Annotated in this window: 18 protein-coding genes and 2 pseudogenes; 15 read left to right on the top strand and 5 right to left on the bottom strand. The window is 34.3% G+C overall.

Annotated features, from left to right (window positions below; genetic code table 11):
- Positions 1-12: 12 nt before the first annotated feature.
- A complete protein-coding gene (locus I5515_RS00965; RefSeq protein ID WP_199964332.1) occupies positions 13-588 on the top strand; it encodes a lysozyme in 576 nt (191 codons plus the stop codon).
- An 87-nt stretch (positions 589-675) separates the two neighbouring features.
- Here I5515_RS00965 and I5515_RS00960 read toward each other — a convergent pair whose 3' ends face one another.
- A complete protein-coding gene (locus I5515_RS00960) occupies positions 676-1092 on the bottom strand; it encodes a carboxymuconolactone decarboxylase family protein (RefSeq protein WP_199964331.1) in 417 nt (138 codons plus the stop codon).
- A 110-nt stretch (positions 1093-1202) separates the two neighbouring features.
- Between I5515_RS00960 and I5515_RS00955 the strand changes: the two genes are divergently transcribed.
- The 3 genes from I5515_RS00955 (at position 1203) to I5515_RS00945 (ending at position 2716) form a co-directional block, all read left to right on the top strand.
- Complete coding sequence (locus I5515_RS00955; RefSeq protein WP_199964330.1) at positions 1203-1517, top strand: winged helix-turn-helix transcriptional regulator; 315 nt, start codon at positions 1203-1205, stop codon at positions 1515-1517.
- Positions 1518-2055: 538 nt separating this feature from the next.
- On the top strand, positions 2056-2298 hold the full coding sequence (locus I5515_RS00950; RefSeq protein ID WP_199964329.1) for a hypothetical protein: 243 nt from the start codon (positions 2056-2058) through the stop codon (positions 2296-2298).
- Positions 2299-2452: 154 nt separating this feature from the next.
- Positions 2453-2716, top strand: a complete 264-nt coding sequence (locus I5515_RS00945) for a hypothetical protein (RefSeq protein ID WP_199964328.1) — start codon at positions 2453-2455, stop codon at positions 2714-2716.
- A 57-nt stretch (positions 2717-2773) separates the two neighbouring features.
- On the opposite strand, the gene I5515_RS00940 is transcribed toward I5515_RS00945, so the two are convergent.
- On the bottom strand, positions 2774-3628 hold the full coding sequence (locus I5515_RS00940; RefSeq protein ID WP_199964327.1) for a DMT family transporter: 855 nt from the start codon (positions 3626-3628) through the stop codon (positions 2774-2776).
- A gap of 229 nt (positions 3629-3857) precedes the next feature.
- Between I5515_RS00940 and I5515_RS00935 the strand changes: the two genes are divergently transcribed.
- From I5515_RS00935 to I5515_RS00920, 4 genes are all read left to right on the top strand, one after another.
- Positions 3858-4727: a LysR family transcriptional regulator gene (locus I5515_RS00935; protein WP_199964326.1), complete on the top strand. Its 870-nt coding sequence runs from the start codon at positions 3858-3860 to the stop codon at positions 4725-4727.
- A 152-nt stretch (positions 4728-4879) separates the two neighbouring features.
- Entirely contained in the window at positions 4880-5011 is a 132-nt protein-coding gene (locus I5515_RS00930) for a hypothetical protein (RefSeq protein ID WP_004643213.1), read from the top strand.
- Between the two features lie 271 nt (positions 5012-5282).
- Positions 5283-5570, top strand: coding sequence for a hypothetical protein (locus I5515_RS00925; protein ID WP_199964325.1), 288 nt, complete (start codon positions 5283-5285; stop codon positions 5568-5570).
- Positions 5571-5719: 149 nt separating this feature from the next.
- Positions 5720-6082, top strand: a complete 363-nt coding sequence (locus I5515_RS00920) for a NirD/YgiW/YdeI family stress tolerance protein (protein ID WP_199964324.1) — start codon at positions 5720-5722, stop codon at positions 6080-6082.
- Between the two features lie 88 nt (positions 6083-6170).
- Here the strand turns inward: I5515_RS00920 and I5515_RS00915 are convergent.
- A pseudogene (locus tag I5515_RS00915) lies at positions 6171-6416 on the bottom strand (GNAT family N-acetyltransferase); the annotation flags it as partial.
- 316 nt (positions 6417-6732) lie between these two features.
- Between I5515_RS00915 and I5515_RS00910 the strand changes: the two are divergent.
- From I5515_RS00910 to I5515_RS00900, 3 genes and pseudogenes are all read left to right on the top strand, one after another.
- Entirely contained in the window at positions 6733-7845 is a 1113-nt protein-coding gene (locus I5515_RS00910) for an OmpW/AlkL family protein (RefSeq protein WP_199964323.1), read from the top strand.
- 54 nt (positions 7846-7899) lie between these two features.
- Positions 7900-7986 (top strand): annotated as a pseudogene (locus I5515_RS00905) (hypothetical protein); the annotation flags it as partial.
- A gap of 34 nt (positions 7987-8020) precedes the next feature.
- Positions 8021-8449 (top strand): DNA breaking-rejoining protein, encoded by a 429-nt coding sequence (locus tag I5515_RS00900; protein ID WP_199964322.1) that lies wholly within the window; start codon positions 8021-8023, stop codon positions 8447-8449.
- A 65-nt stretch (positions 8450-8514) separates the two neighbouring features.
- Here the strand turns inward: I5515_RS00900 and I5515_RS00895 are convergent, their stop codons facing one another.
- Complete coding sequence (locus I5515_RS00895) at positions 8515-10101, bottom strand: ATP-binding cassette domain-containing protein (protein WP_199964321.1); 1587 nt, start codon at positions 10099-10101, stop codon at positions 8515-8517.
- Positions 10102-10363: 262 nt separating this feature from the next.
- The gene (locus tag I5515_RS00890; RefSeq protein WP_004643207.1) at positions 10364-10807 is read right to left on the bottom strand and encodes a universal stress protein; all 444 of its coding nucleotides are present in this window, start codon (positions 10805-10807) and stop codon (positions 10364-10366) included.
- Between the two features lie 286 nt (positions 10808-11093).
- Between I5515_RS00890 and I5515_RS00885 the strand changes: the two genes are divergently transcribed.
- The 4 genes from I5515_RS00885 to mgtA all read left to right on the top strand — a co-directional run bounded on the left by I5515_RS00885 (position 11094) and on the right by mgtA (position 15716).
- A complete protein-coding gene (locus I5515_RS00885; protein ID WP_199964320.1) occupies positions 11094-11321 on the top strand; it encodes a hypothetical protein in 228 nt (75 codons plus the stop codon).
- A gap of 175 nt (positions 11322-11496) precedes the next feature.
- Positions 11497-11670 carry a hypothetical protein gene (locus I5515_RS17450; protein ID WP_227562593.1) on the top strand — a complete coding sequence of 58 codons (174 nt, stop codon included), beginning with the start codon at positions 11497-11499 and terminating at the stop codon, positions 11668-11670.
- 286 nt (positions 11671-11956) lie between these two features.
- The gene (locus I5515_RS00880) at positions 11957-12400 is read left to right on the top strand and encodes an RDD family protein (protein WP_199964319.1); all 444 of its coding nucleotides are present in this window, start codon (positions 11957-11959) and stop codon (positions 12398-12400) included.
- Between the two features lie 562 nt (positions 12401-12962).
- The gene (mgtA, locus tag I5515_RS00875) at positions 12963-15716 is read left to right on the top strand and encodes a magnesium-translocating P-type ATPase (RefSeq protein WP_199964848.1); all 2754 of its coding nucleotides are present in this window, start codon (positions 12963-12965) and stop codon (positions 15714-15716) included.
- Positions 15717-15726 lie beyond the last annotated feature (10 nt).

The raw sequence follows: 15726 nt of genomic DNA, 5'->3' as shown, positions 1-15726 counted from the left end.
ACAGGGCATTAAATGCAAAAAATATTGGATTATCTCCGTAAGATTTTTACTGTTAAGTCTCGGCCAAATGATGCCACAGATAGCTTCATTGCTACGGCAACTGATCATGGCGATGAATTAGTGGGTATCGCTGTTGGTGAGATGTCTCTTAGTGTGGAGGGTGTAAACCAAATCTGTAATTTTGAAGGCTTGAAACTCAGTGCTTATGATGATGGTAATGGCGTATGGACTATTGGATATGGCACAACGCGATATCCTAATGGCCAGCGTGTAAGTGAAGGAGACCGATGCACACTTGAACAGGCTAAAGCTTATATGCAGTATGATTTAAAGATATTTGAGCGCGCAGTAAATAGTGCCGTAAAAGTGCCTTTAAAACAGAATCAATTCGATGCATTAGTCTCTTTAGCTTATAACATTGGGGTAGGCGCTTTTAAAAACTCGACCTTACTCAAAAAGTTAAATTTAGGTGATTACCAAGAGGCTGCAAACCAGTTTGATGTATGGGTAAATGCAGGAGGTAAGCGTTTGCAGGGGCTTGTTAATCGCCGTGCAATGGAAAAGAAAATCTTTTTATCATCAAAGTAGTTATTCAATTCTCTAGTAAGTTTTTTCTGAAAAAGTCATGAAAAAGCCTCCAATGGTCAGGGCTTTTTCATATTGAAATTAAATGGACTAACTTTTATCACCTAAAGTGATTCTGAGCCTGTTTAATGCTCCCATGAGTGAAATGCTGGTCGTTAACTCTACAATCTCTCTTTCACTAAAATGCTGTGCCAATTGAGCTTTTACAGTTTCAATTTTTTCAGATAGAAAAGTGACTGCTTCTGCAAGTTCAAGAACAAGTTGTTGCTTCGTCGAAAAGACATTCGAATGTTTATAGCCCGGAATTTTATCAATGACTTCTTGGCTCACTCCCATATCTCTTAATTCCTGAGCATGAAAGGCGCAGCAGTAGGCACAGCCGTTGATTTGTGACACATATAATTCAGCTAAGGCAACTATTTGAGGGTCGATGCCTGAGGTACGAATAGATGCATGTGCTGAGTACAAATGATTAATCGTTTTTTTAGCAACTTCTTTATATTCCATAATGTAGACCAGTCTTTTCGTGATGAAAAACTATTATTTACCACTAGGTATAGATTGTAAATTAGGCACTATTTTGTTATATAGATATATTTTTTATACCTAATTAGACAATGAAAGATAATATTTCTGGCTGTTCCGTAGAAGAGGCAATGACAGTATTAGGTGGTCGCTGGAGAATGTTAATTATTTCATTTCTCATTGAAAGACCGATGCGTTTTAATGAGCTAAGACGAGCAATACCTAATATTTCTCAAAGAATGTTAACTTTAGAATTACGGTTTCTTGAAGAAGAAGGGTTTATTAACAGAGAAGTTTTTGCAGAAGTTCCTGTTAAAGTTGAGTACTCATTGACTGAAGATGGTAAGAAATTAAACGGTTTAGTTGATGTGCTAAAAGAAGTTGGCTCTTGGTTAAAAATAAGATAGTACAATTATCAAATTTTAGGCGTAAAAAAGCCTGATGCTACGAATCAGGCTTCAGTATTCATCGACAATAGGAGTCAATGAACAAGACCAATCTAACAGACCTGCTCTATAAAGGCAAACCAATGGTCGACTAAACAACTCATCTAAGCCTAAGTTTTCTTAAATTATAGGCATAAAAAAGCCCTTGCTCGAAAGCGAAGGGCTTAGTCGTTCATTGATCTAGCAATGAACTATATAAGGCTCATCTCATACTAAGTTCAGTATATCTGAAATTGAAGCAACAAAGAAGAAAACATTCTAAATATCTTCCTCATTCTATTGAGACTTAATGTATTTATCCCTATAGCAAGTTACATCTTTGATAAATCAATATACAAAATTTGCACTTTGCATTTTTGAGGGTATGGTATTTGTTTGTAGGCTCATGATTGGATTGTCTTAGAAAAGAGAGGGGTAGCCATTTAGAAAATCTTTAAGAAAAAAGTTCAAATAAATATATCAATGAATCAAGTTATTAGCGTTCGGCAAGGAAGTAGAGATGAATTTGATTAGATTAGAAGAACTTTCATTAATGAGTAATGCTGTTTTGACCCCCCAATTAAACAATTGGCCATGTGTACAATCTGAAAATATGGGTGTTATTTGCTGTAACAAACAGAAAGACAGTTTTTCGGAACAATCGGATAAAAAATTTTATAAAGAATGGCTGAAACAGCAAAAGAAAATACTTAAAACTATTCCGAGTAATGCTGTTTTAGTCAGCATCAAAGACCCTCTTTAGACTAGATATGAGACAGGTTTATAAAGATATATTACAAGGATGAGTTTTTAACTAAATATACACACTTAAACAATTAGTTGAAAAAAGCCTCCATCATCTAATCAAATAGCATGTTAAGTTTTTCTCAATCATAAAAATTTAAAAGGACTGAAACATGAAATTTTCATATCAAGATCTTGAAGGAAAGAATGTTGAAGTAGAGTGTGAAAGTTATATTCATATACCGTCAGGAACAGTAACAAAATCTACAGAAGCTAGTAATTACCACCCACCTGAAAGCTTCAGTTTCTTTAAGAAAACTGAAGCTGATTCTATGCCCATCTATCGATTTGCTATTGACCGAAATTTTAATGTTTTTAATAGTGATGAATTACCCGCACTAGCTCAAATTGGTAGTGACTGGAAAAAAATGGGCTAAGTTTTTACTTAAAAATAAAACCCTCAATTGAGGGTTTTATAGCCAAAATTTTAACAATTATTTCTTTTTGAATACGAGAAGTAAGCCCAGTAAAATTGCCATCATTCCTATTAAGCCTGCCAAGGGCAACTTATTTTTTAAAATGAAAAAGTCTAAAAGTGCAGTAACAATAGGAACTAAATAGAACAAGCTTGTCACATTTACAATATTGCCCTGACTTAAAAGTCGATAAAGTAAAAGCTGAGCAACTACAGAAATTAAAATTCCAAGAAATAAGACAGAAATAATCAGTTGTGAATTCCACGTTATTTCAAAATGTTCAAAGGGAACTATAAATAAGCAGACGACAAGGCTGATTACATATTGTAGCGGTAAGACATCTGTAGGGGCTTGTTGAATGTTCTTTTGCATTATGGCCCCAAAGGTTATACAAATGAGGGCGGTTAAGGCAAAAAACATACCGATTGGAGCAATAAAGGACATTGTTAGACTTTTCCAGACTAAAAGGATGAGCCCAGCTAAAGCAATGAATAACCCGACTAGCCTTTCTTTTTGTAAATTCTTTTCTAGAAGGCAAAGCGTTAAAATGGGTTGTATTCCCATAATTGTTGCCATTAAGCCGGGAGTGACTCCATGGGCCATCGCTTTAAAATAGCAAATTGAATAACCTGCAATAATGAGTAACCCTGTAAGCAGAACTTGTTTTCGAGTTCCATGTTTGGGTAAAAGTCTTTTTCTAAAAATAGCCAATATAAACAGAACAATTAAAGCAGTAGAAAAGCGCAGAATTAATAATGCTATGGGCGAGGCATTATCCAGTCCCCATCGAGTAAAAATCGCGGCACTACCCCAGAGCAAAACAAAAGCGGATGTCGCACTTTGTGATGCAAGCATCTGTTTATTTAGGCGCATAAAACCTCCTCTTAGTGCGTTATACCTAAGAAATACGAAGTGATGAAATTAATTGTTAGTAAGTGCAGCTATTAACGTGTTGTTCAGTCATGAATCAATTCATGGCTAATTTCTTTCAGAAAAATGAATTGTTTTAACTTCTTCTGGTTTTAGTATGGGAGAGAGAATGGATAAAGAAAAGCGCATAATTCTTTTATATACTATTTGAAAATCGAATAGATAAAATGTCATGAATTTAAAAAACCTACAGATCGATTGGCTAAAGTGCTTTGTCACGGTGGTTGATACAGGCTCGTTATCAAACGCAGCGCCTGAACTATATCGTTCGCAATCTGCGGTTAGCATGCAATTGAAAAAACTAGAAGAAGCGCTACATTGCCAACTTTTAATCCGAACTCACCGACAAATTGAATTAACCTCTCAAGGACAACTACTTTTAGGTTATGCACGCCGTATTCTTGACTTGCATGCAGAAGCGCAAATGGCATTTCATGGAGATGAGCTGAAGGGGCGTATACGCCTTGGAGTGCCCGATGATTATGCTGCTAAATATTTAACACCTGTACTTAAGCGTTTTGCACCACGTTACGGCGGTGTTGAAATTGAATTGATTTGTGAGCAATCTACTTCGTTGATACCACGGGTAGAAAGTGGTGATATCGACTTGGCATTAATTTCAAGAGATAACGCTCGTCAAGGAACACTTTTATTTCATGAACCAATGGTATGGGTAGGCTCTCCACAGTTTGAACTCTGGCGAGAAGATCCACTTCCAATTGCAGTTTATGAAAGTACTAGCCAAGCCAAAAAGAGTGCTATTCACTCTTTAGCATTACAAGGGCGACGTTACCGTGTGGTATATAACAGTTCAAGTTTAGCGGGTCAAATCGCCGCAGTTGAAAGTGGTTTAGCAATTGCTGTGTTCACACAGTGTAGTGCACCTGAACATTTAACGATCTTGGGGGCTGATCACGGCCTTGGGCCTTTAGAACCCATGGAAGCCGCTGTTTATCGGAGTAGATCATCGTTAGAGTCGAAAGCCGTAGATCACTTATATGATTTACTGATCAAAACGCTCAGACACTCAGTCAATGTTTAATCACCAAATTTAAAATTAATATTTAAAGGTCAGACTAAAGAGCTTTACATTTTTGCGTTAAATCTACAAAAAAGCCTAGAAACGTATGCTGATCATAAAACTAATAAAAAGTATTTATTAACTCACTATTTGAACAATTCATGAGGTGAAATATGACAAAAATTATGGCTACCTTAGGTTTAGCTGCCATTATTTCTTTAAGTGTGAGCGCTTGCCAAGGTGAAAATGATACAAAACAGCAAGATAAAACGACAACCCCTCATTCAATGGACAAAGATTCATAATCGATAAATGCTCAAGCCCATCGCAAGATGGGTTTTTTTATATCTTTTTTATTTTTATCTTAAAGTGTGACTTATGACTCATAATATTTATTTTTAATTGTACTGTTCAAAATATGTTGACTAATATGCTAGGTTTTAAATATATTTAAATTCAACACACATTATTTTAAAAATAACTCAATGTTTAAAATAATTTGCTTTAAGTGTTATCAGATCAGAAATTTAACCTTTAAATTTGATTATAAAAGATTAATTAATCAAGGAGGTGGGTGTGAACGCTAAATTTCATTCTGAAAATGAATATGGTTTTATTCTAGATATTTTGAATACTTACATGGTGATAAAGAAAACACTAAAAGATGACCATTATCCTTACGATTCATTTGGCTACCTTCTTGCTCTTTATCAACCGCTAAATGTTTATATACCGCAACTTCCTCATCCAAAAATTTATATTGAGGTTGGCGGAATTTCATATGACAGAATGATTGTGGGGCAAACACAAGATGAGACGGAAGCCATAAATATTTTATGGGATTTAGGCCAACTCATTGTTTAACGGCAAAACTTAAAGAATTTATTTGGTGTTTCTATTCACGCTCATTAAACAAAGACTCTAATAAGATACAAAAAACCACAAAAGCTAAATCTATAACTTTAAAAGAATTTGTTTATATAACTAAGAACATTAAAAAGTAGGTCATCGTAATGAAAAAAATATTCTTAGCAACATTAACTGGGTTGGCTTTATTGGGTAGTAATGCGGTATTTGCTAAACCTGATGCAGCCTTATTAAAAGAAGCGGCAAAAAATGTAGTCACTGTGTCTAAAGCAAAAACTTTGACTGATGAATCTGGAGTGACTTTAACGGGTACGATCGTAAAACATATTGCTGGCGATCATTTTGAGTTTAAAGATGCCACAGGTTCAATTGGAATCGAAGTTGATGATGACTTGTGGAAGCCTCTAAAACTAAAAGCAGGGGATAAAGTCCGTGTGGTAGGAGAGGTAGATACACACAAAATGAAGCCTACGGATATTGAAGTTTTTCAGATTGAGCGTGTTAAATAAAATCAGATCATTTATATATTTTTCAGCGTAAGTAAAAGAAAACTCCTATTCTTAGGCGTTTTCTTTTTTTTAAGATTAAAATTTTTAATTATTGTGCCGCATTAAATGCTTCATGATAGCTTACATCGCCTTTAGGAGTATTTCCTAAGAAACTCAAAGCTTGGAAATATTCACTTGGTACACCTGGCAAAATTAACTCGGGATAGGTTTTAAAACCAAATCGGCTGTAATAGTTGGGATCACCGAGTAAAACACATCCTTTTGCAGCTAACTTTTTTAATTTTTCTAGTGATTGATTCATCAGAAGCGAGCCAACACCAAGCCCTTGTTTATTGACCCATCATACGCTTTAATTTTTAAAATCAAGTTAACCTCTTTAAATTTTGTCGAAATAACGAAAAGGTATAGAGTTAAAATTCGGCTATTTATATTTTTAAATTATTTTACCAATCGTTAAATTATTTTTGTATTTATTTTTGCCGTTTGTCAGAAAAATTAGATAACTATTTCATGTAATTATTAAATAACTGTAATGGATTTATCTAAATTAATATTTTGCAAGAAATATACTAATTGATAAAAAAGGCAACTTGGCTATATTCCATAAATATATTGCAAAAACAGCAATATATTTCTAGGATGGAATAAAAATGAAAAAAAGAGTAATAAAAATAGCAATAGTGAGTTCATTGTCTCTAATCACAAGCATGAGTTATGCGCAGGAATTTAAAAGATTCTCTGTCTCTGCTGGTTGGTTACATGTAATGCCACAGGGTAAAGCTAATCCATTTAATATTAATACCGCTGTTAAAAATGGAACCGCTGCTAAAGTCGGGACCATTTCCACAACAAGTTTTTTAAATTCTATTGATCCGAATGCCACAGAAGTAGACTTAGGAGGTGAAGTCTTTAATCAGAAGGAGTTTCTAGAGCTGGCTTTAAAAGATGAGTACATGCGAGAGATTATTCTTGACGCTAACGGCAATATTAAGCCTGAAGTTTCAGGTATTGCAACTATTCATGGAATAGAGAACTGGCAACAAAATGAAGCAGGTCTTGAGGTGGATGATGCAGATACATTGGGATTAACTTTTAACTATTATCTTAATGATAACGTGTCCTTACAATTCATTGGCGGAATTCCACCTAAAGTAGATATTAAAGGGAAAGGAGAAATCTTAGCGCCTTTAAGTGGGGTCGCAATGTCTCCGAATGACTTAGTAAAATACCTTTTCCCTAATGGGATTACCTTAGGCCAAGCGATTCCGATTACAAACTTAGGCAATAAATCAAAAGCTGCAACTATTCGAGCATGGACGCCAACTATAGAAGCACAATATCAGTTTGGTAAAAGTGGGGTAAATAAGTTTAGACCCTATATTGGAGCTGGCTTAATGTATGCCCATTTTAATGATATTAAACTTAATGATGGAATTCGATCTGATTTAGTCTCCGCAGGTCATATGATTCAAAATGTGTTAGATGGCAAAGCAGGAGCGGCTTTAGACCGAAAAGAATCGAGCGGAAAAATGGTGGTTAATGTTGATGCGGACGATGCGATAGCGCCTATTTTTACTGCTGGCTTTACCTATGATTTTAATGATTCATGGTATACGGTTGCTTCTGTGTCCTATGCAAAGTTAAGCAATAATGCCCAGATTGATGTAGTCAATCAAAATACGGGTACTCGCCTAATACATGCTACAACAAAAGTTGATATTGATCCGCTTATTACCTATTTGGGTGTAGGTTATCGATTCTAGTATTTTTATTTTTTAAAAAGGGTATCTCAAAGTTAGATAATATTAAATCTTTGAGATACTTTATTTGTTACTAGTTATAAAAAGTAACTACTACTTATCAAATTTATACATAAAGTAAAGTTTTATAAAAATTATTTTTAATATAATAATTTAAAAGAATCTGGAGGGTCATAAATTGAAAAAAACCATTAAAACTTTATTATTAACTACACTCATTTCAATCACATCATTACCTATTTTAGCTAAAAATATTGAGCAAAAAGTTAATTTTTTACAAGGTTCAAGTCATACTACATTAACTGGGAAATTTCAGGGTTATGATGATGTCAAATATAGAGTTTATGCAAAGAATGGACAAATATTGAAATTCAATATTAATAGTCTTGGTAATTTAGCCTATGTCAATATTTTTGCACCGGGTAAAAAACCGGGTAAAGATAAGGCATTATTAATTGGCTCAACGGTAGGATCGAAAGGAGAAATTACATTGCCAGTTACTGGTGATTATATTGTTCAAGTTTATCAAATGCGTAATAGCGCTCGTAAAAATAAAACAGTGAAATATGATTTAGACATCGAATTATTAAATACAGTAAAAAAATAATATTTGATAAAACTTACTAGCTTCACATGAGGGCTAGTAAGTTTGAAAAAAGACATCAATAATGATTATTCGGCTAAAGAAAATGACTCATGAATAGCGCAACTTTCAACAAACGTTTGATCATGTGAAATGAGTAATACAGCACCTTCATAGCTATGAATAGCAGTAGCTAATAATTCTCTAGATTCAATATCTAAATGATTTTCCGGTTCATCTAATAACAGGAGTTCGGGGGTAGGATGTATCTGGCTAAGTGCTAATAAAGCTACCTTGAGCTTCTCACCACCACTTAGTTGTGACAAGAGATAAGTACTTTTATCACCACGAATTCGAAGTTGACCTAATAAATTCCTCCATTCTAATTCTGAAAGCCCGTTATTCATGTGGGTTAGATTTTCAATCACCGTCATCTCATCATATAAAAAGCTAAAGTTTTGATCGAGATAAAAACACTCTACAAATAATTGAATGCTGTCACAGGGCTGATTTTTCTGTACATTGATTGCTTTAAGTAGTGTTGATTTTCCAATACCATTTTGACCCGTGATATGAATTTTCTGAGCTGCGTGTACAGCTAAATCTATTAGTTTTTGAGTTCCGTATTTCAATTTGAGTTTTTTAACTCGAAGAATTTCTCCAGATTTCTTATGAAAAGTAGGAAAGACAAACTGTTGTGGCTTGACGGTTTCGAGACGCATTTTTTTGTCTTTTAAATCATTTTGGCTATTTGAAACTTGTCGTTGGTGTTGAGACTGTATAGCAGTAATACTTTGGCCTGCCTGTTCCTTTTTAAAATCGAGCAGAATTTTGGCTTGCGAATTTGATTCGCGTAATTTATTCCCAGCACGTTCACGTTTTTGAGCTTTCATTAATACTTCATGTTGCTTTTGCTTCATGTGTTTAACCTCACGTTGGTTCTGTTGAACAGATTGCTCTAAAGCTGCAACATGAGTTTGATATTGCTCATCAAATTTTTCATAGTTTCCAGTCGTGTGATGTAGGCCATGTTCATTTAAATGAAAAATATGATCTACTTCATTCAACAAAGTTCGGTCATGACTAATGATAAGTGTACCTGCTGGGTGTTTCTTTAAATGATCAATTAACCATTTTCTAGATTCCTGATCTAGATGATTACTGGGTTCATCAAGCAATAAATAATGATCTGATTTTAAAAATAAATTACTTAATGCCAATTTAGTTTTTTGACCTTCGCTTAGGTCTTTAACTGGAAAGTCTAAATCGGTGGGTAAATCAGCGGAGGCTAATAAGTTATTCCATAAGATGGGGAGGTCCCATTTACCTTCCAATAAATCATAATCATTGAAGCTGGCAACACCTTGCTCAACTCTTTTAAAAGCTTGATAAAGGTCTAAGATATCTAATGCTTCGGCTATGCTTAGTCCTGTTAACCGATGTAATTGAGGTAAATATGCATGTTTTACATGCCAAGATATTTGCCCAGATGTAACAATAGAATCTAATTTAAGCGTCTGATTTAACATTTGCATAAGCAAAGATTTGCCTTGGCCGTTACGACCAATTAAGGCAGATATCTGATTCGATTCAAGGTTGAAATTTAGTTGTTTAAACATGACTTTAGATGAAAATTCTAAAGTGAGTTGCGATATTACACATGCCTGCTGAGTCATAGAAAACCTCATAAATACAGGATGTACAAAATAGGAAAAATTAGCTTTAAGAAAAGACGTTAAATCACAGAAAATAGTCTATTTTGCACATCAAAAAAAAGAAAAAATGATGAGAAAAAAAGACTTACTTCATTGGCGTGACTCACGAAATTGAAAGAATAAGAAACTATTCTATCTGGGTTTTTGGGTGGTGTAAAATTTACACAGTTTATTTTATTAAAAAACCCAATCTAGCGATTGGGTTTTTTGCATCTAAAAAGGTTTATTCTTTTACAACCAATACCTGAATTTTGGTGCTGTTTAAAACATCTTGAGCAAAACTACCCAAAATAAGCTTTTGGAAGCCTTTGCGACCATGAGAACCAATCACAATCAAATCGGAACCTAAGCCTTCTACCGCTTTAAGGATGCCATCTGAGGAAATTTCACCTTGAATAATCTGAGTTTCAGCATCAATACCTTCTTCTGCGCATAAAGCTTTTACTTTTGCGAGAGTCTTTTCTGCATTGGCACGCGCTTCAACAAAATAATCTTTTACAACAGGTGAGATGTAATAAAAATCCACACCGCTAAAAGGATCTACCGCAACTAAGCTAATAGCAGTCAATTTACTCCCAAAAGCTTTTGCAATATGAGCTGCTTGTCTTGCTGCCGCTAAAGAAATCTCAGAACCATCGACAGGTACAATAATATGTTGGTAATTCATAATGTTATTCCTCTTATTTACAGTTGTTATATGTATGAAGCATTTATTAATTAAAGATTAACATATTTCATTCTCGGTAGACATCTATTCGACTACAGGAAAAGAAAATTAAATAAAATTATTTTAAATCATTTGCTTGCATTTATTTTTATGTTGATTGTTATGGGGGAAGTGTTGTTGCTAAATAATCGATAATATTTACATGAAAATTACAAAAAATTACCATTCATATTTCTGTCATATAGGAACCGTATAACAAAGTAATAAATAAAGGGGAGAGAGGAAGATGGCTGATTTAACAGCAAAGAAAGTTAATAAACTCATTGAAGAGTTTCGTCAAACAGGTAAAGAACCTGAAAAGTTAGTTATTGGCTATAAAACGTATGCCAGACTGATGGCTGAAGATAAATTTGCAGAAAAAGTTGTCCCTTCACTTGAAGATTCAAAAGAACGATTATATAAAAATCTAAAAATTAAACTTATAACTGAAAAGCATTACTTTGATGTTAAATAAAAGTTATGTGAATTACATCACTTTTTATTCAAGCAAAGTAACACTTAAATAAGTTTAATAACATGTTCAATGTATAATGATACAAATTAATAGTGTAGCCAACATTTGGAAACAGCAAACGTTTATAAAATCGCTAGAATGAATTGCTTTTATTTTAAATAGTTGAATAAACTGAATGTTAAAATTGATGTTAATTTTATTTTATCTATTCGCTATTCTAGGCTTTTTGTCTGTGCTTGGCGGAATATTAAATTTAAGCCTTTTTTTAATTATTATTGGAATAGGGTTTATTTGTGCTGCTTTTTTATTTAAAAAAGAATTTAAAATTGATGTTTTGTTCTGGAAGTAATTACTCGTAGGTTTTTTATTTTTATCACGAAACTGAGTAATAATTTGGTACAGTCAACCAGATATAAAATATTTTAAAATGAAATATGTTTTTATATTTTAATGTGGTCCTGTTTGAAAAAAGACCTATTTATAGGTCTTATAAAACTTTATTACGATTCTAAATAAAACAAAAAAATTAAAAGTTAGTTTAAATGTTTAAAAATAAAAAGATTTCCTTTACGATGAAACTAAATGAATTGATCTCTTTCATATTAGACAAAGAATAACAAAAGTGAGGTGTGCATATGACTTATAAATACGAGTACGCAGGGTTTTGGCTTAGATTTGGTGCAATGATTATTGATAGCCTTATCCTTTTTTTAGCCATTATTCCAGCTGCATGGATTTTTTACCGTGGTGATTACGATCTGATATTTGCTACAGGTATGAGTACTAAACCTCAAAATTACGGGTTTGATCTCATCATAAATTATGCTTTTCCATTTTTGTATACTGTTTTATGTTGGTTGTATTTTGCAGGTACTCCAGGGAAGCGCTTAATGCGTTTAAAAGTTCTTGATGAGAAAACAGGGAATAAGTTAACTTTTATGCAATCTATAATTCGGTATATTGGTTATATCCCGTCAATTTTAGTGTTTTGTTTAGGCCTTTTCTGGGTAGCTTTTGATGCCAAAAAACAAGGATGGCATGACAAAATGGCGAAAACTGTTGTGGTGAGAGAGCTATAAAGTGTAGTTGATATTTTGTTAACAAAAAAGTTACAAAAAACACCTTGTGTGTTCTATGGTAAAACATATACTTGCCGCGAGTTTATTTAATGGAGATCCTAAATGGGTAGTTGTTCGAGGTTTGAGTTTAATTATCAATTAAACCAAAGCTACTGCTGAGCAAGATAACCTTTAGGAGGAGCTATCTTGCAATGAGATAGCTTTGTTAAAAATTAGATTAAACCCATACAAATTACTTTATTTGTAATCATGTACTTCAAGCACTTATCTGTTTAGTTTCTCGCTGAAATGGGGAGAAGCCAATGTTTTTATATGCTTCCACACACTGTTATAACTACCAAGTTTCAATTTTGGTAAACAATTCGTCTAATACTATTCAAAGTATTCGAACTATGTTCAATATCGTGACTTTCCGTCAGCGTTGGTTCGGCTTTGGGTTAATTTTCTCTTCTTCATCGTAAGTCCACGAACTCCTATTTCTTTCTAAGTTTAAAATTTTAAAAGACTTTATTTTTCAATAAGGTCGAGAGCTTTGTACGCCTAAAAAATGGAGGATTTCGTGATGAAATTCTGGCAACGACTCTTCACAGCATTTTTACAAAGATTTCATTTGATGCGCTTTTTTGGTCGTCATCGATCTTTCAAAGAGCTACATCAATCTAGCTATGCTCAAGAAATTAGCAAAAATTTATCTATGCGTTTGCTTAATGCATCAAGATCTCAAACAAGTGATTTATTAAAAGAATTCGACACTCATTTTACGGGGCTTACAGAAGAGCAAGCACATACACAGCAAATGGCGGTGGGGCTCAATGAGATCACTCATGAAAAGCCATTAACTTGGTGGCAACACCTTTGGTATTGCTATCGTAATCCGTTCAATATTTTGCTTAGCCTTTTGGCATTAATTGCTTTCTTTACCGATGATTTGACGGGTTCAACCATTATTAGTGTGATGGTACTTCTTTCAACATTCCTTCGTTATTGGCAAGAAGCAAAATCAAATCAAGCTGCAGATGCTTTAAAGGCAATGGTCAGTAATACCGCCACAGTATTACGCCATCAGGTGAGTGCAGAAGATTTAGAACTTATGCATCAACGCTATGGCATTGATATTAAAAATCAAACCAATAATCAGTTTGAAATGCCAATTCAATATCTGGTTCCTGGTGATGTGATTTTATTATCTGCGGGCGACATGATTCCTGCTGATTGTAGAATTTTAACTGCAAAAGATTTATTTGTATCGCAAGCTGCAATGACTGGTGAATCAATGCCGGTTGAAAAGTTTCCTTTGCAGAAAAATCTTGAAGAAAACAGTGCTTTAGAGCTAGATAATATTGTCTTCATGGGCACGAACATTGTTTCTGGTTCAGCTCAGGCAGTTGTTTTAAGTACAGGTATCCAAACATATTTTGGTGCATTAGCTCATCGAGTTACAGCTAGTGATCGAAGCACAACGGCATTTCAAATGGGTGTCAACAAAGTAAGTTGGTTACTCATCCGATTTATGTTGGTGATGGCACCTGTTGTACTTTTCATTAATGGGTTTACCAAAGGAGATTGGACAGAGGCATTTTTGTTCTCACTGTCAGTTGCTGTAGGTCTCACGCCAGAAATGTTACCAATGATTGTCACTTCAACATTGGCAAAGGGTGCAGTTTTCTTATCTAAAAAGAAAGTAATTGTTAAACGTCTGGATGCTATTCAAAACTTTGGTGCAATGGATGTTTTATGTACGGATAAAACCGGAACGTTAACTCAAGATAAAATATTTTTATCTCAACATATTGACGTTCATGGTGAAAAATCAGATTTCGTACTCATGCAGGCATTTTTAAATAGCTATTATCAAACAGGTTTGAAAAATTTGCTTGATGTGGCTGTGTTAGAAGCTGTTGATGACCAGATCAAAACGCAAAAGTTACGTTATAAGAAATTAGATGAAGTTCCTTTTGATTTTGATCGTCGTCGTATGTCAGTTGTGGTGCAAACACCTCAAGAAAAAGTGCGCATGATTACCAAAGGCGCAGTTGAGGAAATGTTAAAAGTTTGCCGTTATGTTGAGGTAAATGGCAAAGTAGAACCTTTAACAAAACAACGTGAAGTGGCAATTGAGGCTTTAACTCAACGTTATAACCAAGATGGTTTACGCGTTGTTGCTGTAGCTTATCGTGAGTTTAATAACAATCAGGAAAATTACTCGGTTGTTGATGAAAGTGATTTAATTTTAATCGGTTATGTCGCTTTTCTTGATCCACCTAAAGAATCTGCTAGAGAAGCAGTACAGAGTTTGCATGCTCATGGCGTAACAGTAAAAGTGCTTACTGGTGATAATGAGTTTGTCACCCAAAAAGTCTGCCGAGAAATTGGTCTTAATTACGATCAGGTGTTATTGGGTGGTGTAATTGAGAATTTAACTGATGAGCAACTCAAAACAGCGGTAGAGCAATACCACATTTTTGCGAAGTTAAGTCCGGTACATAAAGAGCGTATTGTTGAGCAGTTAAAAGCAAATGGTCATGTGGTTGGTTTCTTAGGCGACGGTATTAATGATGCTGCGGCTATACGTACTGCTGATATTGGTATTTCAGTAGATACTGCAGTGGATATTGCTAAAGAGTCAGCCGATTTAATCTTGCTTGAAAAGAGTCTGATGGTGCTTGAAAAAGGTGTAATTGAAGGCCGTAGAACTTTTGCCAATATGCTTAAATATATCAAAATGACGGCCAGTTCAAATTTCGGTAATGTTTTTTCGGTATTAATTGCGAGTGCTTTTATTCCGTTTTTACCAATGCTACCTATTCACTTGCTTATTCAAAACTTGCTTTATGATGTTTCACAAATTGTGATTCCATTCGACAACGTTGATGAAGAGTTAATTGCAAAACCACAGCGTTGGCAACCTGAAGAAGTGGGTCGTTTCATGGTAGTGTTTGGACCGATTAGCTCAATTTTCGACATTATTACTTTTGCACTCATGTGGTTTGTATTTTCCGCAAATACACCTGAGCACCAAACTTTATTTCAATCAGGTTGGTTTGTTGTAGGTTTACTCACGCAGACATTAATTGTTCACATGATTCGTACTGCTAAAATTCCATTTATTCAAAGTCGTGCTGCAACTCCATTACTGGTGATGACTGTCGTGATTATGTGTATTGGTATTTTCCTACCAATGGGGCCTTTAGCAAGTTATTTAAAACTACAAGCTTTACCATTAAGTTATTTCTTATATTTGCCATTCATTGTAATTGCTTATATGGGTATTACTCAATGGGTGAAAAAAATCTATATCCGCCGTTACGGTTGGTAATAAAACTATA

This window comes from Acinetobacter calcoaceticus (assembly GCF_016508255.1).
Lineage (GTDB): Bacteria > Pseudomonadota > Gammaproteobacteria > Pseudomonadales > Moraxellaceae > Acinetobacter > Acinetobacter calcoaceticus_E.
The sequence above is the reverse complement of the archived record's forward strand: the minus strand, read 5'-3'. Positions and strand labels throughout refer to the sequence as shown.

Bases quoted from the DNA above. Each gene is read 5' to 3' on its own strand.
- I5515_RS00965 (WP_199964332.1), top strand. From the start codon at position 13: ATGCAAAAAATATTGGATTATCTCCGTAAGATTTTTACTGTTAAGTCT.
- I5515_RS00960 (WP_199964331.1), bottom strand. From the start codon at position 1,092: ATGGAATATAAAGAAGTTGCTAAAAAAACGATTAATCATTTGTACTCA.
- I5515_RS00955 (WP_199964330.1), top strand. From the start codon at position 1,203: ATGAAAGATAATATTTCTGGCTGTTCCGTAGAAGAGGCAATGACAGTA.
- I5515_RS00950 (WP_199964329.1), top strand. From the start codon at position 2,056: ATGAATTTGATTAGATTAGAAGAACTTTCATTAATGAGTAATGCTGTT.
- I5515_RS00945 (WP_199964328.1), top strand. From the start codon at position 2,453: ATGAAATTTTCATATCAAGATCTTGAAGGAAAGAATGTTGAAGTAGAG.
- I5515_RS00940 (WP_199964327.1), bottom strand. From the start codon at position 3,628: ATGCGCCTAAATAAACAGATGCTTGCATCACAAAGTGCGACATCCGCT.
- I5515_RS00935 (WP_199964326.1), top strand. From the start codon at position 3,858: ATGAATTTAAAAAACCTACAGATCGATTGGCTAAAGTGCTTTGTCACG.
- I5515_RS00930 (WP_004643213.1), top strand. From the start codon at position 4,880: ATGACAAAAATTATGGCTACCTTAGGTTTAGCTGCCATTATTTCTTTA.
- I5515_RS00920 (WP_199964324.1), top strand. From the start codon at position 5,720: ATGAAAAAAATATTCTTAGCAACATTAACTGGGTTGGCTTTATTGGGT.
- I5515_RS00910 (WP_199964323.1), top strand. From the start codon at position 6,733: ATGAAAAAAAGAGTAATAAAAATAGCAATAGTGAGTTCATTGTCTCTA.
- I5515_RS00895 (WP_199964321.1), bottom strand. From the start codon at position 10,101: ATGACTCAGCAGGCATGTGTAATATCGCAACTCACTTTAGAATTTTCA.
- I5515_RS00890 (WP_004643207.1), bottom strand. From the start codon at position 10,807: ATGAATTACCAACATATTATTGTACCTGTCGATGGTTCTGAGATTTCT.
- I5515_RS00885 (WP_199964320.1), top strand. From the start codon at position 11,094: ATGGCTGATTTAACAGCAAAGAAAGTTAATAAACTCATTGAAGAGTTT.
- I5515_RS17450 (WP_227562593.1), top strand. From the start codon at position 11,497: ATGTTAAAATTGATGTTAATTTTATTTTATCTATTCGCTATTCTAGGC.
- I5515_RS00880 (WP_199964319.1), top strand. From the start codon at position 11,957: ATGACTTATAAATACGAGTACGCAGGGTTTTGGCTTAGATTTGGTGCA.
- mgtA (WP_199964848.1), top strand. From the start codon at position 12,963: ATGAAATTCTGGCAACGACTCTTCACAGCATTTTTACAAAGATTTCAT.